This is a genomic window from Kribbella kalugense, assembly GCF_004365875.1.
GTDB classification, from domain to species: domain Bacteria; phylum Actinomycetota; class Actinomycetes; order Propionibacteriales; family Kribbellaceae; genus Kribbella; species Kribbella kalugense.
This window is the reverse complement of record NZ_SODF01000001.1, coordinates 1938332-1956913: the sequence shown is the minus strand read 5'-3', so window position 1 is coordinate 1956913 and position 18582 is coordinate 1938332. Positions and strand designations below refer to the sequence as shown.

Annotated in this window: 22 protein-coding genes and 1 riboswitch; of the genes, 14 read left to right on the top strand and 8 right to left on the bottom strand. The window is 69.3% G+C overall.

The window, feature by feature from the left end:
• Nucleotides 1–110: 110 nt before the first annotated feature.
• Nucleotides 111–803: a GntR family transcriptional regulator gene (locus tag EV650_RS09225; RefSeq protein WP_134117288.1), complete on the top strand. Its 693-nt coding sequence runs from the start codon at nucleotides 111–113 to the stop codon at nucleotides 801–803.
• On the opposite strand, the gene EV650_RS09220 is transcribed toward EV650_RS09225, so the two are convergent.
• Genes EV650_RS09220 through EV650_RS09210 form a run of 3 tightly spaced genes read right to left on the bottom strand, consistent with a single transcriptional unit; the run spans nucleotide 766 to nucleotide 2513 of the window.
• Nucleotides 766–1503, bottom strand: a complete 738-nt coding sequence (locus EV650_RS09220; RefSeq protein WP_134117286.1) for a PIG-L deacetylase family protein — start codon at nucleotides 1501–1503, stop codon at nucleotides 766–768. The genes EV650_RS09225 and EV650_RS09220 overlap by 38 nt on opposite strands.
• Nucleotides 1503–1967 (bottom strand): PPOX class F420-dependent oxidoreductase, encoded by a 465-nt coding sequence (locus EV650_RS09215; protein WP_134117284.1) that lies wholly within the window; start codon nucleotides 1965–1967, stop codon nucleotides 1503–1505. The genes EV650_RS09220 and EV650_RS09215 overlap by 1 nt, the downstream gene beginning before the upstream one ends.
• A gap of 9 nt (nucleotides 1968–1976) precedes the next feature.
• Nucleotides 1977–2513: a hypothetical protein gene (locus EV650_RS09210; protein WP_134117282.1), complete on the bottom strand. Its 537-nt coding sequence runs from the start codon at nucleotides 2511–2513 to the stop codon at nucleotides 1977–1979.
• Between the two features lie 77 nt (nucleotides 2514–2590).
• Here EV650_RS09210 and imuA' point away from each other — a divergent pair, with 77 nt between their 5' ends.
• Both imuA' and EV650_RS09200 read left to right on the top strand, forming a co-directional pair.
• Nucleotides 2591–3406 carry a DnaE2-dependent mutagenesis accessory factor ImuA' gene (gene imuA' / locus EV650_RS09205; protein WP_134117280.1) on the top strand — a complete coding sequence of 272 codons (816 nt, stop codon included), beginning with the start codon at nucleotides 2591–2593 and terminating at the stop codon, nucleotides 3404–3406.
• Nucleotides 3376–4998: a DNA polymerase Y family protein gene (locus EV650_RS09200; RefSeq protein ID WP_238174095.1), complete on the top strand. Its 1623-nt coding sequence runs from the start codon at nucleotides 3376–3378 to the stop codon at nucleotides 4996–4998. Before imuA' ends, EV650_RS09200 begins: the two co-directional genes overlap by 31 nt.
• A 1-nt stretch (nucleotide 4999) precedes the next feature.
• Here the strand turns inward: EV650_RS09200 and EV650_RS09195 are convergent, their stop codons facing one another.
• From EV650_RS09195 to EV650_RS09185, 3 genes are read right to left on the bottom strand one after another with little or no spacing between them, the layout of a single operon-like run.
• On the bottom strand, nucleotides 5000–5611 hold the full coding sequence (locus EV650_RS09195; RefSeq protein ID WP_134117276.1) for a GNAT family N-acetyltransferase: 612 nt from the start codon (nucleotides 5609–5611) through the stop codon (nucleotides 5000–5002).
• A gap of 34 nt (nucleotides 5612–5645) precedes the next feature.
• On the bottom strand, nucleotides 5646–6959 hold the full coding sequence (locus tag EV650_RS09190) for a glycosyltransferase (protein ID WP_134117274.1): 1314 nt from the start codon (nucleotides 6957–6959) through the stop codon (nucleotides 5646–5648).
• On the bottom strand, nucleotides 6956–9172 hold the full coding sequence (locus tag EV650_RS09185; protein ID WP_134117272.1) for a glycoside hydrolase domain-containing protein: 2217 nt from the start codon (nucleotides 9170–9172) through the stop codon (nucleotides 6956–6958). The genes EV650_RS09190 and EV650_RS09185 overlap by 4 nt, the downstream gene beginning before the upstream one ends.
• A gap of 156 nt (nucleotides 9173–9328) precedes the next feature.
• On the opposite strand from EV650_RS09185, the gene EV650_RS09180 reads away from it, so the two are divergent.
• Nucleotides 9329–10093 carry a class I SAM-dependent methyltransferase gene (locus EV650_RS09180; protein WP_134117270.1) on the top strand — a complete coding sequence of 255 codons (765 nt, stop codon included), beginning with the start codon at nucleotides 9329–9331 and terminating at the stop codon, nucleotides 10091–10093.
• Here EV650_RS09180 and EV650_RS09175 read toward each other — a convergent pair.
• Both EV650_RS09175 and EV650_RS09170 read right to left on the bottom strand, forming a co-directional pair.
• Nucleotides 10068–11267, bottom strand: coding sequence for an RNA polymerase sigma factor (locus EV650_RS09175; protein ID WP_134117268.1), 1200 nt, complete (start codon nucleotides 11265–11267; stop codon nucleotides 10068–10070). The two genes, EV650_RS09180 and EV650_RS09175, sit on opposite strands and share 26 nt — an antisense overlap.
• Nucleotides 11264–11632, bottom strand: coding sequence for a YciI family protein (locus tag EV650_RS09170; protein ID WP_134117266.1), 369 nt, complete (start codon nucleotides 11630–11632; stop codon nucleotides 11264–11266). The genes EV650_RS09175 and EV650_RS09170 overlap by 4 nt, the downstream gene beginning before the upstream one ends.
• 191 nt (nucleotides 11633–11823) lie before the next feature.
• On the opposite strand from EV650_RS09170, the gene clsA reads away from it, so the two are divergent.
• From clsA to EV650_RS09120, 10 genes are all read left to right on the top strand, one after another.
• On the top strand, nucleotides 11824–12420 hold the full coding sequence (clsA, locus tag EV650_RS09165) for a cardiolipin synthase ClsA (RefSeq protein ID WP_134117264.1): 597 nt from the start codon (nucleotides 11824–11826) through the stop codon (nucleotides 12418–12420).
• Nucleotides 12421–12424: 4 nt separating this feature from the next.
• Nucleotides 12425–13273 carry a DUF881 domain-containing protein gene (locus EV650_RS09160; protein ID WP_238174094.1) on the top strand — a complete coding sequence of 283 codons (849 nt, stop codon included), beginning with the start codon at nucleotides 12425–12427 and terminating at the stop codon, nucleotides 13271–13273.
• Nucleotides 13270–13602 (top strand): small basic family protein, encoded by a 333-nt coding sequence (locus EV650_RS09155; protein ID WP_130379362.1) that lies wholly within the window; start codon nucleotides 13270–13272, stop codon nucleotides 13600–13602. Before EV650_RS09160 ends, EV650_RS09155 begins: the two co-directional genes overlap by 4 nt.
• A 2-nt stretch (nucleotides 13603–13604) precedes the next feature.
• The gene (locus tag EV650_RS09150; protein WP_134119973.1) at nucleotides 13605–14429 is read left to right on the top strand and encodes a DUF881 domain-containing protein; all 825 of its coding nucleotides are present in this window, start codon (nucleotides 13605–13607) and stop codon (nucleotides 14427–14429) included.
• 25 nt (nucleotides 14430–14454) lie between these two features.
• Nucleotides 14455–14838, top strand: a complete 384-nt coding sequence (gcvH, locus tag EV650_RS09145) for a glycine cleavage system protein GcvH (protein ID WP_134117262.1) — start codon at nucleotides 14455–14457, stop codon at nucleotides 14836–14838.
• Between the two features lie 122 nt (nucleotides 14839–14960).
• A complete protein-coding gene (locus EV650_RS09140; RefSeq protein ID WP_134117260.1) occupies nucleotides 14961–15539 on the top strand; it encodes a zinc-ribbon and FHA domain-containing protein in 579 nt (192 codons plus the stop codon).
• Nucleotides 15526–16212, top strand: coding sequence for a transcriptional regulator FtsR (gene ftsR / locus EV650_RS09135; RefSeq protein ID WP_134117258.1), 687 nt, complete (start codon nucleotides 15526–15528; stop codon nucleotides 16210–16212). The genes EV650_RS09140 and ftsR overlap by 14 nt, the downstream gene beginning before the upstream one ends.
• 49 nt (nucleotides 16213–16261) lie before the next feature.
• A complete protein-coding gene (locus EV650_RS09130) occupies nucleotides 16262–16756 on the top strand; it encodes a bifunctional nuclease family protein (RefSeq protein ID WP_134117256.1) in 495 nt (164 codons plus the stop codon).
• Between the two features lie 303 nt (nucleotides 16757–17059).
• The gene (locus EV650_RS09125; protein ID WP_233714804.1) at nucleotides 17060–17566 is read left to right on the top strand and encodes a MerR family transcriptional regulator; all 507 of its coding nucleotides are present in this window, start codon (nucleotides 17060–17062) and stop codon (nucleotides 17564–17566) included.
• A gap of 15 nt (nucleotides 17567–17581) precedes the next feature.
• Nucleotides 17582–18475: a dihydrodipicolinate synthase family protein gene (locus tag EV650_RS09120; RefSeq protein ID WP_134117254.1), complete on the top strand. Its 894-nt coding sequence runs from the start codon at nucleotides 17582–17584 to the stop codon at nucleotides 18473–18475.
• 15 nt (nucleotides 18476–18490) lie between these two features.
• Nucleotides 18491–18580, top strand: a riboswitch (glycine riboswitch).
• Nucleotides 18581–18582 lie beyond the last annotated feature (2 nt).

Sequence of the window (18582 nt, the reverse complement as noted above, 5' to 3'; positions counted from 1 at the left end):
CGTGTTTGTTGGGCTTTGAGCTGAGCAATCCGTGATCGAAGGCCCTCAGATACCCGCCTGGCGGCTACGGTACCTCCAGAGCTGAATAGGAGAGAGGCAGCCCGCTACTGATGATCCGAAGACTCGAGCTCACGCCTGGGGGGCCGACCGGCCGTCGTACGCTCGCCGAGGAAGCCGCCGCTGAGCTACATGAGCTCATCCTGTCCGGCGAACTTCCCAGTGGTACGGCGCTCCGGCTCGAGGAGCTCGCCAAACGGCTCGACATGAGCCAGATGCCGATCCGGGAAGGGCTGCGCCGGATGGCCGCACTCGGACTGGTCGAGATCATTCCGCACAAGGGCGCCTGGGTGCGAGAGCTCTCGATGGAGGACTTACGCGACACTCACGCGACCCGGCTGGCGCTGGAGTCGCTGGCGGTTCGTGCAGCCGCGACCCAGTTCTCCGACGCGGACGCGTCGACCGCGCGGGACGCTCTGGCCGAGCATGTCCGGCTGTCGAAGCTGGGCGACAACATCGCGTCCCGGCAGGCACACACCGAGTTCCACTTCGCCATCTATCGGGCCGGCGGCTCGCGGTGGCTGCCGCGGGCGATCGAGCCGGTCTGGCAGAACAGCGAGCGCTACCGGTTCGGCTCCCGGCAGACCAAGGCCCGGATCGAGCAGACCCGCCGGGAACACCAGGCGATCCTCGACGCGTGCGTGGCGCACGACGAGCAGGGCGCTGAGGCGGCGCTGCGCGAACACCTGGAAGGCGCGATGCAGCGCATCACCGAGACGATGGAGCGTCGCTCGGCCAAGCACTGAGCTCTTCGAAGCGGTCATGCTGCCAGCCGGTCGCGTCGAAGACCGCGCGAAGCAGCAGGCCGTCACTGCTTGCCCGGTGAACGCCGATCAACTCTTCGAGCGGTTTGCTCCCCAGACCGTCGTAGTACTCGTCGAGCGCCTGTCGTCTCCGCTGTTCGGACGCTCCGCTCAGCTCCTCGAGCGGTGTGCCGTCCTCGCATCCTTTGACATGTCCTGAACCGACCTGCTTACCCGGTGCGAGCTGTTGGATCAGTTGCTCGCCTGCGCGCACATCTTGTGCTCTGACGCGGGCGCCGAGCGTGCGGCAGTGGACGTGCTGGAGTGCTCGCTGGACTGCCTGCGAGATGGCGATGTGGTCCGGGTGACCGGTTAGTCCGTCTCTGCCCACTGTGAGGATGAGGTCCGGTTCGATCTCTCGAACCGTTCTCTCAACCTCATCGGTCGGTGCCGCGGCTGCCAGTGTCCGCGGGCCGTTGAGGCCGCCGTCGTCGATCCACTGGCTCTCCGTGCCGAGCCAGTCCCACTCGTCGATCCCGAGCAGCCCGCAGGAGGCGGTCAGGTGGTCGGCTGCTCCGTGCATGCCGGCAGTGGCGACGCGGAGTACGACGTACCAGCCCTGCTCGCTCAGCACGGAGGTGGCGGCACCTGTGGCGAACACCTCGTCGTCCGGGTGCGCGTGGACGACGAGCGCTGTCGGCATCAGTCAGCTAGGCGGGCCGGGAAGCCGCCGGTGGCCAGTGGGCTCCAGCGTTCCGGGGTGATCCGGATCAGGCATTTGCCCTGCTTCACCATCGCCTCGCGGTACTCGTCCCAGTCTGGGTGCTCACCGGAGATCGCACGGTAGTAGTCGACCAGCGGCTCCACTGCGTCCGGCAGCTCGATCACCTCACCACTGCCGTCCACCTGAACCCACGCACCGCTCCACTCGTCCGACAGCACGACCACACTGGCCTTGCCGGCCCGCTTCACGTTCGTGCTCTTGGCCCGCTCCGGGTACGACGAGATGACGATCCGCCCCTCCGTGTCCACACCACCGGACACCGGCGAAGCCTGCGCCGTCCCGTCCGCCCGGTAGGCGATCAGCAGCATGTGATGACGGGGCCGCACAAACTCCAGCAGCCCCTCGAGGTCGACCTTGGTATTGGTAGCAATAGTCCGCGGCATACCTCCACCCTATGCGTCCCGCTGCAGGTCCGACGGGGTGAGGAGGTGCTCCAGCTCGTCGTCGCTGAGCTGATTGATGAGGTGCTTGAGACGCTGCGCCTGGGCGGTGGTGGGAAGCTCACCGGCGAGCAGGTCGGGGAGGACGAGTTCGTAGCCGGCGCGGGCGCGGGGCGTGTAGCGGTTCCTGGTCCGGGCCACGGCCGAGGACACCCGGATCGCGTGCTCGTTGCCCGGAGGTACGGCGGGACGGTCGGTCTCCCGCGCTGCGAAACGGAAGCCGTTCGCCAGGTCGCAGCTTGCACAGCCCGCGTCGCCGGCTCCGAGAGTGGCGCCGCAGTCCGGGCAGGTCAGCTGGTTGAGCGCTCCGTCGACGATCCGCCAGTCGAACTCGGAGGTGTCCTGCAGGACGACCTCGGCCAGTTCGCGGGCTTCCGTCGTACCTTTGCCGACGCCGGACTCCGCGCAGAAACTGTCCCAGGCTGCGTCGATACTGTCCTCGACCTGTCGCAGCGCGGTGGTGAACCGCGGGTGTTCGACGCGTCGCATACCCGGGAATCTAACCAGTTCGCGGGCCTGTGGACGACCGGATTGACATGTTCGAACAGGTGTTCGAACATGGGTCTATGACGGGGAGCAAGGCAGCGACGAGCCGGGTCACGGCGCTCGATCAGGCACGCCTGCTGCTGGCTCAGGTCAAAGCCCGGAAAGCCCCCGAGGACGACATGGACGAGGGGGACGAGGGTGTCCGGCTGGCTCCGGTCGCGGGTCGGGTGCCGTCGGTGGCGCGGGTGCAGCAGGCGCTGGACACGGCCGAGGTGGATCGGGAGCTGCCTACGCATCCGGCGGTGAGCGAGTTGCTGGCGGGGGCGAGTCTGCGCGGCGGTTCGGCGTACTCCGTGCGTGGCAGTGCTGCCCTGGTGATGGCGCTGATGGCCGGTCCGTCGGCGGAGGGGGCCTGGTGCGGTGTCGTCGGCGTGCCGTCGTTCGGTGCCGAGGCGGCGCGCGGGCTCGGGGTCGACCTGGAGCGCCTCGTGCTGGTTCCGGACCCTGGCCGGGACTGGCTCAACGTCGTCGCCGCGCTGGTCGACGCGCTGACCGTGGTGGTCGTCCGCCCGCCGGGCGAGGTGACCTCGGGGGAGGCGTCCCGGCTCGCCGCCCGGCTCCGGACCCGCGGCGCGATGCTGATCGTGTCCGGTTCCTGGCCCGGCAGCGAGGCCAAGTTCGAGATCGAGAGCAACACCTGGACCGGCCTCGGCGACGGCGAGGGTCTGCTCACCGCGCGCCGGGCGACGGTCGTGGTGACCGGCCGGCGGACCGCCGTACACACTCGTCGTCACCAGCTCTGGCTGCCCGCCGCCGACGGCACGATCCGTTCTGCCGAGCCGGCTAAGTCCAGCTGGCAGGAAGAGTGGCCGGACCAGATCGGCGCGGTGGGCTGATGGGCGGCCGTGGACTGACTCGCACGATGGTGATCTGGGTGCCGGACTGGCCGGTGGCGGCGGCCGCGGTGGCGACCGGGCGGTCACCGGACGAGCCGATCGTCGTGCTGGAGAAGGGGAAGGTGCTCGCCACCTCCGCCGCCGCCCGGGCCGAAGGGGTGCGGCGCGGGCAGCGGGCTCGGGACGCGCAGTCGCGGTGCCCGGAGCTGGTCGTGCTGAAGTACGACCCGGTGATCGACGCGCGCGCGTTCGACCCGGTGATCGCTTGTTTGGAGGCGATCATGCCGGGCGTGCAGGTGATCCGCCCGGGGATGTGTGCGTTGAAGGCGCGCGGTCCGGCGCGGTTCTACGGCAGCGAGGAGGCGGCGGCGGAGAAGCTGCTCGATCGGCTGGAGACGTACGACGTGCCGGGCGGCCGGGTCGGGATCGCCGACGGTCCGTTCGCCGCGGAGCAGGCGGCCCGGGCGAGTTCCGCGCGGATCCGGGTGCAGGTGGTGCCGCCCGGTGGATCACCGGAGTTCCTTGCGCCGTTGTCGGTAGACGTGCTCGAGCAGCCCGAGCTGACGGACCTGCTGCGCCGGCTGGGGTTGCGGTCGCTGGGTGCGTTCGCCCAGCTGGCCGGGACCGAGGTGCTGACCCGGTTCGGTCCGAGCGGCGCCTTCGCCCACCGGCTGGCCTGTGGGTACGACGATCGCCCGGTGACCGGCCGGGTGGTCCCACCGGAGCTCACCCGGACACTCGACTTCGAGCCGTCGGTGGACCGGGTCGACCAGGTCGCGTTCGCGGTCCGGGCGATCGCCGACGAGCTGATCGCCCGGCTGACCGAGCTCGGCCTGGTGTGTACGACGCTGCGGGTCGAGGTCGGCACCGAGTCCGGGCGGATCCACGAGCGGGAGTGGCTGCACCCGCGCTGGTTCACCGCGGCGGACGTGGTCGACCGGGTTCGCTGGCAGTTGCAGGGGAGCGGTACGGCGACGAGCGAGCTGACCTCGCCCGTGGTCCGGATCCGATTGATCCCGGACCAGGCGGATCCGGTCGGGGCGCATGTCGACGGGTTGTGGGGCGGTGGGCCGGACGAGCGGATCCACCGGGCGTTGTCGCGGGTGCAGAGCATGCTCGGTCACGGTGCGGTCGTGTCGGTGGTGATCGGCGGCGGGCGAGGGTTCGCGGAGCGGCAGACGCTGATCCCATGGGGCGATCCGCCGGTGCCGGCCCGGCCCCCGGACCAGCCGTGGCCGGGGGCGATCACCGATGCCCGGCGCTGGCCGACCCCGGCGCCGACCACGATCTTCCCGGAGCCACTGGCCGCGGAGGTGTTCGGGGTGGACGGGGCCAAGGTCTCGGTCAGCGCCCGCGGTGAGCTCTCCGCCCCACCGGCCGCGTTCCGCCTGGCCCCCGCCCCACAAGTTGCCGACAGCAACAAGCTGCACCCGATCACCGCCTGGGCCGGCCCCTGGCTCAGCACCGAACGCTGGTGGGACCCCAGCACCGAGTCCCGCCAGGCCCGCTTCCAGTTCCAGACCGCCGACACCCGCGCCTGGCTCTTCACCCTCCACCAAACCACCTGGCAAGCCCAAGCCACCTACGACTGAATTACGTGAAGTCGATCCGCATCACGGTGCGGCGGAGGGTGGGATGGGTGACCTGCTTGAAGCCGGCTTCTTCGAAGGCTTGGTGGGGGCCTACGTGGAGCTCGCCCCAGGTGATGGTTTTGCCCGGTTGGGTGAGCATCGGGTAGGCCTCGAGCGCGCGGGCGCCGCGGGTGCGGGCGTGGGGGATGGTGGCGCGCGCCAGATGGTAGGTGAGTCCGCGGCCGCGGAAGCCTTTGCGGACGACCATGCAGGTGACGGCCCAGACGCTTTCGTCGTCCTTGTCCTCGGTGCGGTCCGCCCACGGGATCCGAGACGTCCGCAACTTCGGGTACGCCGTTCGCGGTTCGACGGCAACCCATCCGGCCGGCTCACCGTCGATGTACGCGATCAGTCCGCTCGTCGACTCCGCGTCCGGCGTACCGCACGCGGTCTGGTCCTGCAGTCGCGTCATCCGCTCGTCCAGCGTCGAGTCCCGCCAGATCCATCCCCGGATCTTGAACCGCTGACACTGGCACTGCCCGGCATCCGCCGTACCGAACACCTCCTGCAAGTCCTCCCACGGCGCCTCATTCGCCGGTACGACGCTTACCTGCGACTCCTCGATCACCCGCATGCCAGCACGCTAACCCCACTTCCGGAACCCGCGATCAGGCGACGTGGATGGCGGGAGGGGCGGCGAGGGCGAACAGGTTGTCGAAGACTGCGACCCGGTCGAACTGCAGCGCGTACGCCCGTGCGCGCCGCTCGGCCTCCGCTCGCTGCTCGGGGGTCCAGTCGCACACGACCTCGTCGAGCACGGTCCGCAGCGTGGCCGGGTCGTGCTGCGGCACCAGCAGGGCCGTGTCACCGACCGCCTCGGGTACGCCGCCGGTCGCGCAGGTGATGACCGGTCCGCCGCCGGCGAGAGCCTTCTCGACCAGCGCGATCCCGAACGTTTCGACGAATTCCGGCTGCTCGCGGGTCGGCAGTACGAACGCCGCGCTCCCGGCCATCAGCGCCGGCTTCTCCGCGTCGTCCACGTCGGTCAGCACCCGCACCCGCTCGCCCAGCCCGGCTGCCGCCACCCGCGCCACCACCTCGGCTTCCTGCGGCCCGCGCCCGGCCAGGACCAGCTGCACCCGCTCGGCCGACCGCGACCCGGCGTAGGCGTCGATCAGGTCGTCGATCCCCTTCGCCGAGGCGATCCGGGACAGGAACAGCACGTACCCGTCCCGGGAAAGGCCGCGCCGGGCAAGGGTCTCGGCGATCCTGTCATCGGTGAGCGACAGGTATGGCCAGGAGTCGACCGCCGGATAGGAGATGGCGATCCGATCCCGGCACTGCTGCGCGAACGTCGTACCGTGCATGCTGTCGAGGGTCTCCGCCGAGGCCACGATCAGCTCCCTGGTGTACTCCGACACCGCCACGCACTGGTCGGCCTCCAGGTAGACCGACAGGATGTGCGCCGCCGCCCCGAACCGGCCGCTGTTCACACATTCGCGCACCACGTTGGTGATGTCGGAGCCCACCGCCTCGGCCACCGTGATGACCCGTGCGGGCCCGATCCGGCGCGCGACCTGGACGGCCTCCTGTACGGCGATCGCGTGCGGGCTCAGGTACAGCGACATCGCCACTGTCGGTACTCCGTCGCTGAACAACTCGACCAGCCGCCCGATCAGCCCGGACAGGTAACGCCCGTCCAGAACCCGGTAGTCGCCAACGGGATCGGGCCGCTCCACGGTGATGCCAGGGCTGTACGGCAGCACGCCGTCGAGTGGCTTCAACGGCAGCCCGGCCGCCTCCAGCGCGTCCAGCGGCCAGGTCACGATCCGTACGTCGTCGAACCCGCGGGTGAGCGCCACCTCCGCGAGGCAGCGGGCCTCACCGGAGTGCCCACAGATCACCGGGTCGGCGCGAACAACGATGACCAGGCGGCGGTTGGGTTTGGACGGGACGAGTGTGTCGTCGGCGATGATGTTCATGCCTCACCTCCAGCGGTGTGCAGTGGGTCGGATGTGGATGGTGGCCTGATCCGGGTGCCCCAGCCGGAGGGCCGGGGGCCGAGCTCGATGTGCAGGTTGCGGATGTGCCGCAGTTCCCGGCCGGAGATCCAGGGACGTTCGAGTGTCTTGCCGTCCACCGTGATGGATTGCACGTACGAGACCGGTCCGCCTGCCTCGACCGGCTCGAACCCTGTGGTGGTGATCGACAGCTCGCCCTCCGGCAGCCGGGTCGTGGACTCCGCCACGGCCGGCGCGCTCACCAGGAACAGGTTCTGCCCAGCCACCGGGAACAGCCCGAGCGTCGCCCACACGTACCAAGCGGACAGCCCGCCGGAGTCGTCGTTACCCGGCAACCCGCCCCGGCCGGTACCGAACTGGTTGGCGATCGCGGCATGCACCACCTCGGCGGTCCGGTCCGGCCGTCCGGCGTAGTGGTAGGACCACGGCGCCTCGTAGTCCGGTTCGTTGTTCAGGCCCTCGAACCGGCACAGGTCGTACCCGGCGCTCATCTCGGCCACGCTCGGCGCCACCCCCGGCTGGGTGACCGGTGCGGCGCCGTACCCGAAGAACCGGTCGAGCAGCCCGATGAACGCCTCGTCACCGCCGGCGAGTGCGATTCGGGCGTGCATGTCGTGCAGCAGCCGGAAGGAGTAGTTCCACCGGCCGCCCTCGTAGAACGTCGAGTCGCGCAGCAGGCCGGTGCCCGGGTCGTACGCCGCCCGCCAGCCATGAGAGAGGTCGCGCATCTGCCGGGCCAGCGGCCGGTCGCGCACCTTGCGGGCGATCGCCGCGGTGCAGTGGTAGGCGTACGCCAGGTCGAGGGTGTGGCTGATCGGGTGCGCCACACCGTGCACCAGGTAGTCCTCGCCGTACGTCCGGCGCAGGTCCATCTCCAGATGCACCATGGCCCAGTCCCAGTCGATACCAGGCAGGTCCAGCTGGCACAGGTCGGCCAGGAAGGTGTGGGCGAGCGCGCTGCCCTGCCGGGAGAACCGGTCGGCGCCCTTGGCCATCCGGTAGCCGATCGGCAGGTTGCCCTCCTGCTCGCAGATCGACAGCAGCGAGTTGGCCAGCGCGACCGAACGCTCCGGGAACAGCGTGGTCATCAGCGGCAGCTGGGTGCGGTAGATGTCCCACATGGTGCAGATGTCGAACGCGTACGGGCCTTCGGTCGTCCACGGGCTCTCGTCCGGGGCGAAGCACGGCTTGACCAGCGAGTGGTAGAGCGCAGTACCGAAGACCGTTGCTTGGTCCTCGGACTCGGTCTTGATCGTCACCTTGCCGAGGTGGTCGCGCCAGGTGGCTGCTGTGTCGTCGCGCCGCCCGGCGAAGGTGGCCTGAGTGTGGCCGACGTCTGCATACAGGTTGTCGCGGGCGGTCTCACACCCACGCAGCGAGAACCCCAGCCGCACCTCGACGGTCTGCTCGGCGCGCGACGGACCCATGAACATCAGTCCGAACGGGCGCAGGGTGGTCGGCCGGATGTAGTCGAAGTCGAGCCGGGTGCCGCCGGGCATCAGGCGCCGGTCGTACCACAGCAGCTGCCGCCAGCCAGGCGCGTCGACCTCCAGGTGCACGGCCAGCGGCACCCCCTCGACGTGGATCTCGCCCTGAGCCACCCCCGGCCCCAGCATCGCCAGGTGCGCCTTCAGCGGCACGGTCTGGCTGTGCGGGATGGCCAGCCCGCCGGTCGAGGCGTCGATGACGATCCGGGCGGCGTCATGCGCCGGGAAGGTGTACCGGTGGACGGCCGACTTGGGACCGACCGTCACCTCGCAATGCACCCCCGAGCTCAGCGTCGCCGCGTAGTAGCCGGGCTCGGCGACCTCGTCCAGCAGGTCCCACGTGGTGCCCAGGTCATCGAGCGGGCCGAGCATCGGCGTGACCCGGAAGTAGTTGTAGTACTTGCGGATCGCGCCGGTACCGGACTGCTGGAAGTGAGTGAAACCGGAGGCGACCGGGCGGTCGTACAACAGGTCGGGCACGCCCTCGGTGTTGAAGTCGTACAGCCCGTAACCGGTCGGGTAGGCACCGGAGTACGGCGTGGCCGACACCATCCCGAACGGGTGCATGGCGCCCGGGTGGGTGTTGCCGACCTGCGGTTTGGGCCACCACCAGTTCGCGGCCAGGCCCTTCGGCGTGGGCAGGTCGGTGGCGCCGGTCCCGATGAACGGGTCAACGTGCTCGTACATGGGGCTCACCGCCTCGCGCGGCTGAAGTGGACTCTCAAAGTAAGAAGCGCATGTTTCAGCCGTGTGTTCGAAGGAAACGGGCAGGTTACGACCGGCCGGTCGGCTGGCAGCAGAAACGGGTGATCGGGCCGCGCAGCCCGGGCTACGCTCCGAGGCATGACTGAGCTTGCGGCGACGTTCCAGCAGGAGGCAGTAGCAGAGGCCTATCAGCATCGGCCGCCGTACCCGGACGAGGTGTTCGACCGCCTCGAGGCGCTGATCACCGACGAGCCACGACGCGTCCTCGACATCGGGGCTGGCGAAGGCGCGATCGCCCGGCCGCTGGCGCCACGGGTCGAGCACGTCGACGCGATCGACTTCTCCCAGCCGATGGTTGACGCCGGCAAGCAACGCCCCGGCGGCGACCACCCGAACCTCAGCTGGCAGGTCAGCCCGATCGAGACCGCCGACCTCGACGGACCGTACGCGTTGGTGACGGCCGGTGCGAGCGTCCACTGGATGCCGTGGGAGGAGACGTTCGCCCGGATCGTCCCGCACCTGACCCCGAACGCCCAGCTCGTCGTCATCGAACATGGCCCCGTCGACATGCCGTGGTGGGACGGCGTCATGCAAGCCATCGAGCGGCATTCACGCAAGAAGAACCACGACCCGAAGTTCAGCGTCGTCGAGGCGATCCGCGAGCGTGGCCTGCTCGATCTCAGCGGTACGGCGCGGACCGCACCGATCACGTACCGCCAGAAGGTCGCCGACTACGTCGAACAGTTCCACTCGACGTCCAGCCTGGCCCGCGACCTGATGACACCCGAGGAAGCCGCCGACTTCGACACGACCGTCGAGGAAGCGGTACGGCCGTACGCGAAGGACGGCGTACTCGAGCTGAAGATCGAGGCTGAGCTCAGCTGGGGGCGTCCGCGAGCCTAGAGGCACGCGACTGCAAGTAGCGCTGCTCGGGAAGACTCTGAGTGAGCCGCGCGGCGAGCTCGTACGCCTGCCGCGCGGCAACCGCGGAGCCGGACAGCTCCAGCAGGTGAGCACGGACCGCCGCCAACCGGTGGTGTCCCTGCAAAGCCGGGTCCACATCGTCGAGCAACGCCAGCCCGGCGGCCGGGCCGTGGACCATGGCGACCGCGACGATCCGGTTCAGCGTGACCATCGGGCCCGGGGCGGTCGACTCGAGGAGTTCGTACAGCATCAGGATCTCTTGCCAGTCGGTCTCATCTGAAGACTTAGCCGAGTCGTGGACCGCCGCGATCGCCGCCTGCAGCTGATAGGGCCCAACCGGCGCTGCGGCCAACGTAGACGTGATCAACTCGGTGCCCTCGGCAATCGCCGCCGCGTCCCACAGCGTCCGGTCCTGCTCCGGCAACGGCACGAGTGCCCCGTCCGCCGTCGTACGAGCGGGCCGCCGCGCATCCGTCAGCAGCATCAACGCGAGTAGCCCGGCCACCTCACCCTCCGCCGGCAGCTGCGCCCGCAACAGCCGCGTCAGCCGGATCGCCTCCGCGCTCAGCTCGACCCGATGCAGCGACGTACCGGACGATGCCGTGTATCCCTCGTTGAAGACGAGATACAGCACATGCAGTACGGCGGCCAGTCGCTCCGGCTGCTCGGACGCCGGCGGCATCGCGAACCGCGCACCCTGAAGCTTCGCCTTCGCCCGGCTGATCCGCTGCCCGATCGTTGCCTCCGGCACCAGAAACGCCCGCGCGATCTCGCCGGTGTTCAGACCGCCGACCGCGCGCAGCGTGAGCGCGACCTGCGACTGCGGCGTCAGCGCCGGGTGACAACACAGCATCAGCAAAGTGAGCGAGTCGTCCTCGGAAAGAGCAGGCTCGGGCGGGGACCAGGACCCAACAGTCTCCTCCCGCCGCGTCCGGGCTGCCTCACTCCGCAGTACTTCGATCCGCCGCCGGGACGCGACCGTGATCAGCCAGCTGCGCGGGTTCGCCGGAACACCCTCACTGGGCCACTGCAGCGACGCGGCGAGCAGGGCCTCTTGTACGGCGTCCTCGCACGCGTCGAAGTCGCCGTACCGCCGGACCAGCGCCGCTAGCACCTGTGGCGCCTGCTCCCGCAGCAGCTCCTCGGGAATCACATGAACGCACCGAGGTCGCGCACCGGACGGACCTCCACCACGCTGTACGGCGCCTCCGGGATCTGCGCGACGATCTCCACTGCGCGGTCCATCGAGTCGCAGTCGAGCAGGTAGAACCCGGCCAGCTGCTCCTTCACCTCGGCGAACGGCCCGTCGGTCGTCATCGGCCGGCCGTCGCGGACGAGCACCTGTTTGGTCAGCCCCGGATCGTCCAGCGACTCGGACGCGACCAGCTCGTTGTGGACGGCGAGCGCCTCGTGCAGGGCGGCGTACCCCGCCATGCCTTCCTTCTTCTGTTCATCGGTCAACGAGTCCCAGACGGCACGGGACTCCGGGTTGCCGTAGATCAGTACCAGGAACTTCATCTGGACAGCCTAAGCATCACCCTTCCGTATCGATCGGATCACCGGTTCGCAGCAGGCGTAGCGGTTCGGATGGACACGCGTTCAGCAATCAGGGGAAAGTCGGGGCATGCCCCGGCATGGCCGGACGTAAACCTGTCCGGGTGCCCCAGTACAGTTACGACGGGTATCAGGGTGAGAGAGGGAGGGGTCGCGTGCCGGACGTAGAAGTGTCCGACCGGGTTTGGACGATCCCGAACGCACTCAGCTTCCTTCGGTTGCTGGGGGTGCCGCTGTTCCTGTGGCTGGTCCTCGGACCCAAGGAGGACGGCTGGGCGCTCCTGGTGCTCGCGATCTCCGGGTTCACCGACTGGGCCGACGGCCAGATCGCCCGCCGGATGAATCAGACCAGCCGGCTGGGCCAGATGCTCGACCCGGTGGCCGACCGGCTGTACATCTTCGCGACCGTCATCGGCCTCGCATTGCGCGACATCATCCCGTGGTGGCTGGCGATCGCGCTGCCGTTGCGGGACGTGCTGCTGACGCTGACCCTGCCGGCCCTGCACCGGCGCGGCTTCAACGCGCTGCCGGTGCACTTCCTCGGCAAGTCCGCCACGTTCTGCCTGCTGTACGCGTTCCCGCTGCTCCTGCTCGGCGACGGCGACACCACCCTGAACCTGCTCGCGCGGGTCTTCGGCTGGGCGTTCGCGATCTGGGGGACCGGGCTGTACTACTGGGCCGGCGCGCTGTACTTCGCCCAGCTGCGGCACCTCGTCCAGACGGTGAAACCGATCAAGGACGCGGCCGGGTAGATCCGTGACACAGCAATCCCCCCAGCAAACGACGCCGAAGCCGCGGCGTGTAGACGCCTCGATGTCGCTGCTGAACAACCTGATGGCGCACCCGATCGACGAGGGGTACGCCGTTGCCGCCCGGACCCGGCCCAAGGACGGCGGCAAGAAGTTCCGCTCCCGGCACCGGGTGATGCTCGTCGCGGCCACCGTCGTACTCGGATTCCTGCTCGCCGTCGCCGCCTCGCAGAACTACCGCAGCGCGCCGGAGGCGGAGAAGCAACGCAACGAGCTGGTCGACCGGATCAACCAGGCCGACTCCCGCCTGACCGGCCTCCGCAACCACCAGTCCGACCTCGCCGATGAGGTACGCCGTTTGCAGGCGAGCGGACTGAGTAATGACAGCAGCGGGGCGGCGCTGCAGCAGAAGCTGGACGACCTCGAGCTGCAGACCGGGGCGGTCTCGGCGACCGGCCCCGGGCTGAAGGCGGTCATCGATGACGCGAAGGACGCCGACGCCAAGGAGGGCCGCCTGCTCGACGTCGATCTGCAGCAGCTGGTCAACGGCCTGTGGACATCCGGCGCGGAGGCTGTTTCGGTGAACGGTCACCGGATCACGTCGCTGACCGCGATCCGTGGCGCGGGCAGTGCGATCACCGTCGACTACAGCTCGCTGACCCCGCCGTACACGGTGCTCGCGATCGGGGACACCTCGACCATGCCGGCCCGGTTCGCGCAGAGCTCGGGCGGGCAGTGGGTGCAGTACCTGGTCAGCAACTTCGATGTCCGGATGACGATCACGACGGAGGACTCCTTGCTGGTGCCGGCCGATGCGACCATCGCGTTGCGCTACGCGAAAGTGGGATCGAGATGATCGCCGTACTCGGGCTGGTGATCGGCGTCGTCGTCGGCCTGCTGGTCGCGCCGGACGTGCCGGACTGGGCGCAGCCGTACCTGCCGATCGCGGTCGTGGCCGCGCTGGACGCGGTGTTCGGCGCGCTCCGGGCGTTCCTGGACGGGATCTTCGACGACAAGGTGTTCGTCGTCTCGTTCGTCTCCAACGTGCTGATCGCGGCGCTGATCGTCTACCTCGGTGACCAGCTCGGCGTCGGCTCGCAGCTGTCGACCGGCGTGGTCGTCGTCCTTGGCATCCGGATCTTCACCAACATGGCCGCCATCCGCCGGCACATCTTCCGGGCTTGAGTATGAGCGACGACAAGCCTGAGAAGCCCGCCGACGCGGTCGAGCCGCCCCAGCCGGAGGCACCGACTCCGATGCCGAAGCCGAAACCGAAGACGCCCAACCTGGCGTTGCGGCGGCTCCGGACCGGTTTCAAACCGTCCCGCGGGCAGGCGATCGTCGCCGTCGTACTGGCGCTGGTGGCCTGTGTGGCCGTGGTCCAGGTCCGGGTGAACCGGGCCGACGACGGCTACCAGAACGCCCGCCGCGAGGACCTGATCGCGATCCTGGACGGCCTCGGGCAGAACACCCGCCGGCTGGAGAGCGAGATCGCCGACCTCGAGGAGCGGAAGAATTCGCTGTCGTCCGGCGCGGACAAGGCACAGACCGCCCGCGAGCAGGCCGAGGCCCAGGTCCGCACCCTCGGCATCCTGGCCGGTACGCTGCCCGCGACCGGACCCGGGGTCCGGATCACGCTGAACGACCCGCAGGGCAAGATGACCTCGAGCAACCTGCTGGACGCGATCGAGGAGCTGCGTGACGCCGGGGCCGAGGCGATCCAGATCAACGGGTCGGCCCGGGTGGTCGCCAGCACCGACTTCGTGGACGACCCGCCGGGGATCCGGATCGACGGTCAGAAGGTCAACTCGCCGTACGTCATCGAGGCGATCGGGGAGTCCCACAATTTGTCCGAGGCGGCCAACTTCCCGGGCGGTCTGGTCAGCGAGGTGACCGGTCCGCAGGTGGGTGGAACGGCCGAGGTGACCGAGCTCACGACCGTCCCGATCACCGCCTTGCACGCACCGGAGGAGCATCGTTACGCTCGCCCGGCGCCCAGCCCGACCAAGTAAGTACTTGAGTGAAAGAGGAACGAAGGTGTACCCCGAAGATCTGAAGTACACGGCCGAGCACGAGTGGCTGAAGGCCGGCGACGACGGACCGGTGCGGGTCGGCATCACCGACTTCGCGCAGGACCAGCTCGGCGACATCGTCTACGTGCAGCTGCCCGAGGTCGGCAGCACGGTGCGTGCCGGCGACGCCTGTGGCGAGCTCGAGTCGACCAAGAGCGTGAGCGATCTGTTCGCTCCCGTCAACGGCACCGTGACCGCGGTGAACGAGGCGCTGGCCGACCAGCCGGACCTGGTGAACAGCGACCCGTACGGCGAGGGCTGGCTGCTCGACATCGACGTCGAGGACGCCGCCGAGGTGGCGGCGCTGATGGACGCCGACACCTACCAGGGACAGCTCGACCAGGCCTGACAACCGCCTGATAGGTTTTGGGACCTCAACCGCTGGTCGAGGGTTGAGGTCCATGTCCACACTGTTATTACGGGGTCTATCGAAAACGTCGCCGGACCGCCGGCGATCGGGAGGATCACAGCATGCCGTTCTGCAACCAGTGCGGGCACGAGAACTCCGAGGGCAGCCGCTTCTGCTCGCAGTGCGGAGCGATGCTGCCTGGCGCTGACCGCCCGGCGGCAGCACCGGCCACCCCACCGGCCCCGCCGGGCCAGCCGCCGGTGCAGCAGCCGGTGCAGCAGCCGACCCCGGGCGTCACGGACACCGCGATGCTGACCCCGATCGGCGCCGAGCCGGAGCCGGAGCGCGGCGGCGAGCCGCTGTCCGCGGACGACGAGGCTGCCGTCGGTGCGCTTCCGGCCGGGTCCGCCCTGCTAATCGTCCAGCGTGGTCCGAACGCGGGCAGCCGCTTCCTGCTCGACGTCGACGTGGTCACGGCCGGCCGGCACCCGGACAGCGACATCTTCCTCGACGACGTGACCGTCTCCCGCCGGCACGCCGAGTTCCGCCGGGACGCGTACGGCGTCAAGGTCCGCGACGTCGGCAGCCTGAACGGGACATACGTCAACCGCGACCGGATCGATGAGGTCCAGCTGAGCAACGGCGACGAGGTCCAGATCGGTAAGTACCGGCTGGTGTACTACGCCAGTGGCCAGGCCTGATCCCAGCGCGGACAGCCGTGGCATCGGGCAGGTGCTGCGGCTCCTGCAGGCCGAGTTCGCCGACGTCACGATCTCCAAGATCCGGTTCCTGGAGTCCGAGGGCCTGGTGACGCCGGGCCGGACGGCGTCGGGCTACCGCAAGTTCAGTGCCGCCGACGTCGACCGGCTGCGGTACGTGCTGGCCGCGCAACGCGACCAGTACCTGCCGCTGAAGGTGATCAAGGAACATCTCGGCGCGATCGACCGCGGCCTGAGCCCCGCCGCCGCGGGTCCTCCGGTCGCGCCGAGCTCGTTGCCGCAGACCCCCGGTCAGCCGGTCGCGGACGACTTCGGGGCCGCGGGCACCGAGCTGCGCCTGACCCGGGAGGAGCTGCGGTCCGCCGCGGGTGTCTCCGCGGAGCTGCTCGGCGAGCTGGAGAGCCATGGCCTGGTGGTGGCTCGCGGCAACCACTACGACGGCGACGCGATCGTGATCGCCAAGGTCGCGGCCGACCTGGCCGGATACGGGCTCGAGCCCCGGCACCTGCGGGCCTTCCGTACGGCGGCCGATCGGGAGGTCGGCCTGATCGAGCAGGTCACCGGCCCACGGCGTACCGAGCAGACGGGGGAGTTGGCCGCGCTGACCGTCCGGTTGCACACCGCACTGGTCCGTTCCCGCCTGCCGCGTCCGTAGCGAACCCCGCGGGCCTGCCCGGGCCTTCCCCTCGGAGTAGGCTGAAGGTGTGCGCGAAGTCGACGTGGTCGGAGTCCGGGTGGAGATGCCCTCGAGTCAGCCGATCGTGCTGCTGAAAGAGGTCAGCGGGGAGCGGTACCTGCCGATCTGGATCGGTGCTGCCGAGGCGAGTGCGATCGCGTTCGCGCAGCAGGGCATGGAGCCGCCCCGGCCGCTGACCCACGATCTGTTCGCCGAGACCATCCGGGTGCTCGGGCACACCCTCAGCCAGGTCCGGATCGTGAACCTGACCGACGGCGTGTTCGAGGCGATCCTGGTGTTCGACGACAAGACCGAGATCTCGGCGCGTCCGTCGGACTCGATCGCGCTCGCGCTGCGCACCGGGACCCCGGTGTTCTGCGCCGACGAGATCCTGGCCGAGGCCGGGATCCCGGTTCCGGAGAGTGAGACCGGCGACCCGGACGAGGTGGTCGAGGAGGAGGAAGTCGAGCGCTTCCGCGAGTTCCTCGACCAGGTCACACCAGAGGACTTCGACAAGAGCTGAGCCTTGGTGGCTTCAAGACCGCCTTGGTAACGATTCGTACGATGGTCGCGACACGCTCCCGGCTCGGTGCGGTTGTCGTTGACCCGGTTCGGGCGGCGGCTTACCGTGAAGGAGTCGTGGGGTGCTGTCACTCCACGGAGATGGCTCGTTCCACTCGGTATCCAGGGAGGCTCAGGCGTGACACGCACCGGCGACACGGATCTGACGGCGCAGTCGACGTCCGACGCGCACGCCGAGGCTGTGGCAGCTGCTACAGCCACCGCCGGCGTCCAGGGTCTGCTGTTCGACGACGACCTGCGGCCGATGCCGGAGGATGTCGGGTTCCGGGGTCCGACGGCCTGCGCGGCGGCCGGGATCACCTACCGGCAGCTCGACTACTGGGCCCGGACCGGCCTGGTTTCCCCGTCGGTGCGGCCGGCGACCGGTTCCGGGACGCAGCGGTTGTACGGGTTCCGTGACGTCCTGTTGCTGAAAGTGATCAAGCGGCTGCTTGATGCCGGGATCTCGCTGCAGCAGATCCGGACCGCGATCGCGCATCTGAGCAAGCGCGGCTTCGACGACCTGACCCAGATCACGCTGATGAGCGACGGCGCGTCGGTCTACATGTGCTCCTCGCCGGACGAGGTGATCGACCTGCTGGCCGGTGGCCAGGGTGTGTTCGGCATCGCGCTCGGCGGTGTCTGGCGCGAGGTCGAGGGATCGCTCTCGGAGCTGCCCACAGAGCGTGCCGACGGTCACGACGAGGGCGACTCCGACGGCCACGCGGGCGACGAGCTCGCCGCCCGCCGTCGCGCTCGCATGACGGGCTGACATAGCTTTACCTTCGTGCGCCCACTCACTGCCGACTCGCTCCGTGGTGTGTGGGCGACGTTGTTGCTGCCCCTGAACGCCGACGACTCCATCGACTTCGCCCGGCTTCGAGCCCAGGCCGAAGTACTGAGCGCGAGCCACGTCGACGGGTTGTACGCGCACGGCACAGCCGGCGAGTTTCAGACCCTGACCGAGGACGAGTTCGACCACGTCAACGAGCTGCTCGCCGGCACGGGCAAGCCGTTCCAGATCGGCGCGAGTCACCCGTCCGCGCAGGTGCAACTGTCCAGGGTCCAGCGCGCGGCCGCTCTGGAGCCCGGTGCGATCCAGGTGATCGTCCCCGACTGGCTTCCGCTGAACGCCCATGAGGTCTTCGACTTCCTCCGGCGAACCGCCGAGACAGCCGGCGATGTCCCGCTCGTCCTCTACAACCCGCCGCACGCGAAGACCGCCGTCGGGCCGCAGCAGTTGCGTGAGCTGGCCGAGGCGGTGCCGAGTCTGATCGGGCTGAAGACAGCCGGCGGCGACAAGGCCTGGTTCGATCAGGCGCTCAAGTCCGGGCTGGCGATCTTTGTCCCCGGCCACTTCCTGGCGAGTATGTCGTCACTCGGTGCGCACGGCAGCTATTCCAACGTGGCCGCCCTCTCGCCGAACGGGTCGGTCGCGACCGCCACCGACCTGGATGTCGAGCGGCGGATCGGCGAGTTCTTCGCGGCACACGTCGTACCGCTGCAGAAGGCCGGGCTGTCGAACCCGGCGCTGGACAAGTTCCTGGCCGCGGTCGGGGACTGGGCCGACGTCGGCACGCGAGTCCGGTGGCCGATGCAGTCGGCGACCGCGGAGCAGGTCGAGGCGGCCCGACCGGTCGCTCGGCGGCTGCTGCCCGAACTGTTCGCCGATTCCTGGTAGCCTCGGTGCAGCCGTACACAGCACTCGGGAGAGACCCGTTGAACCGGGCGCCGAAGGGGCAATTCCTCCCCGGAACCTCTCAGGCCCATGGACCGAGTGCGTCAGGC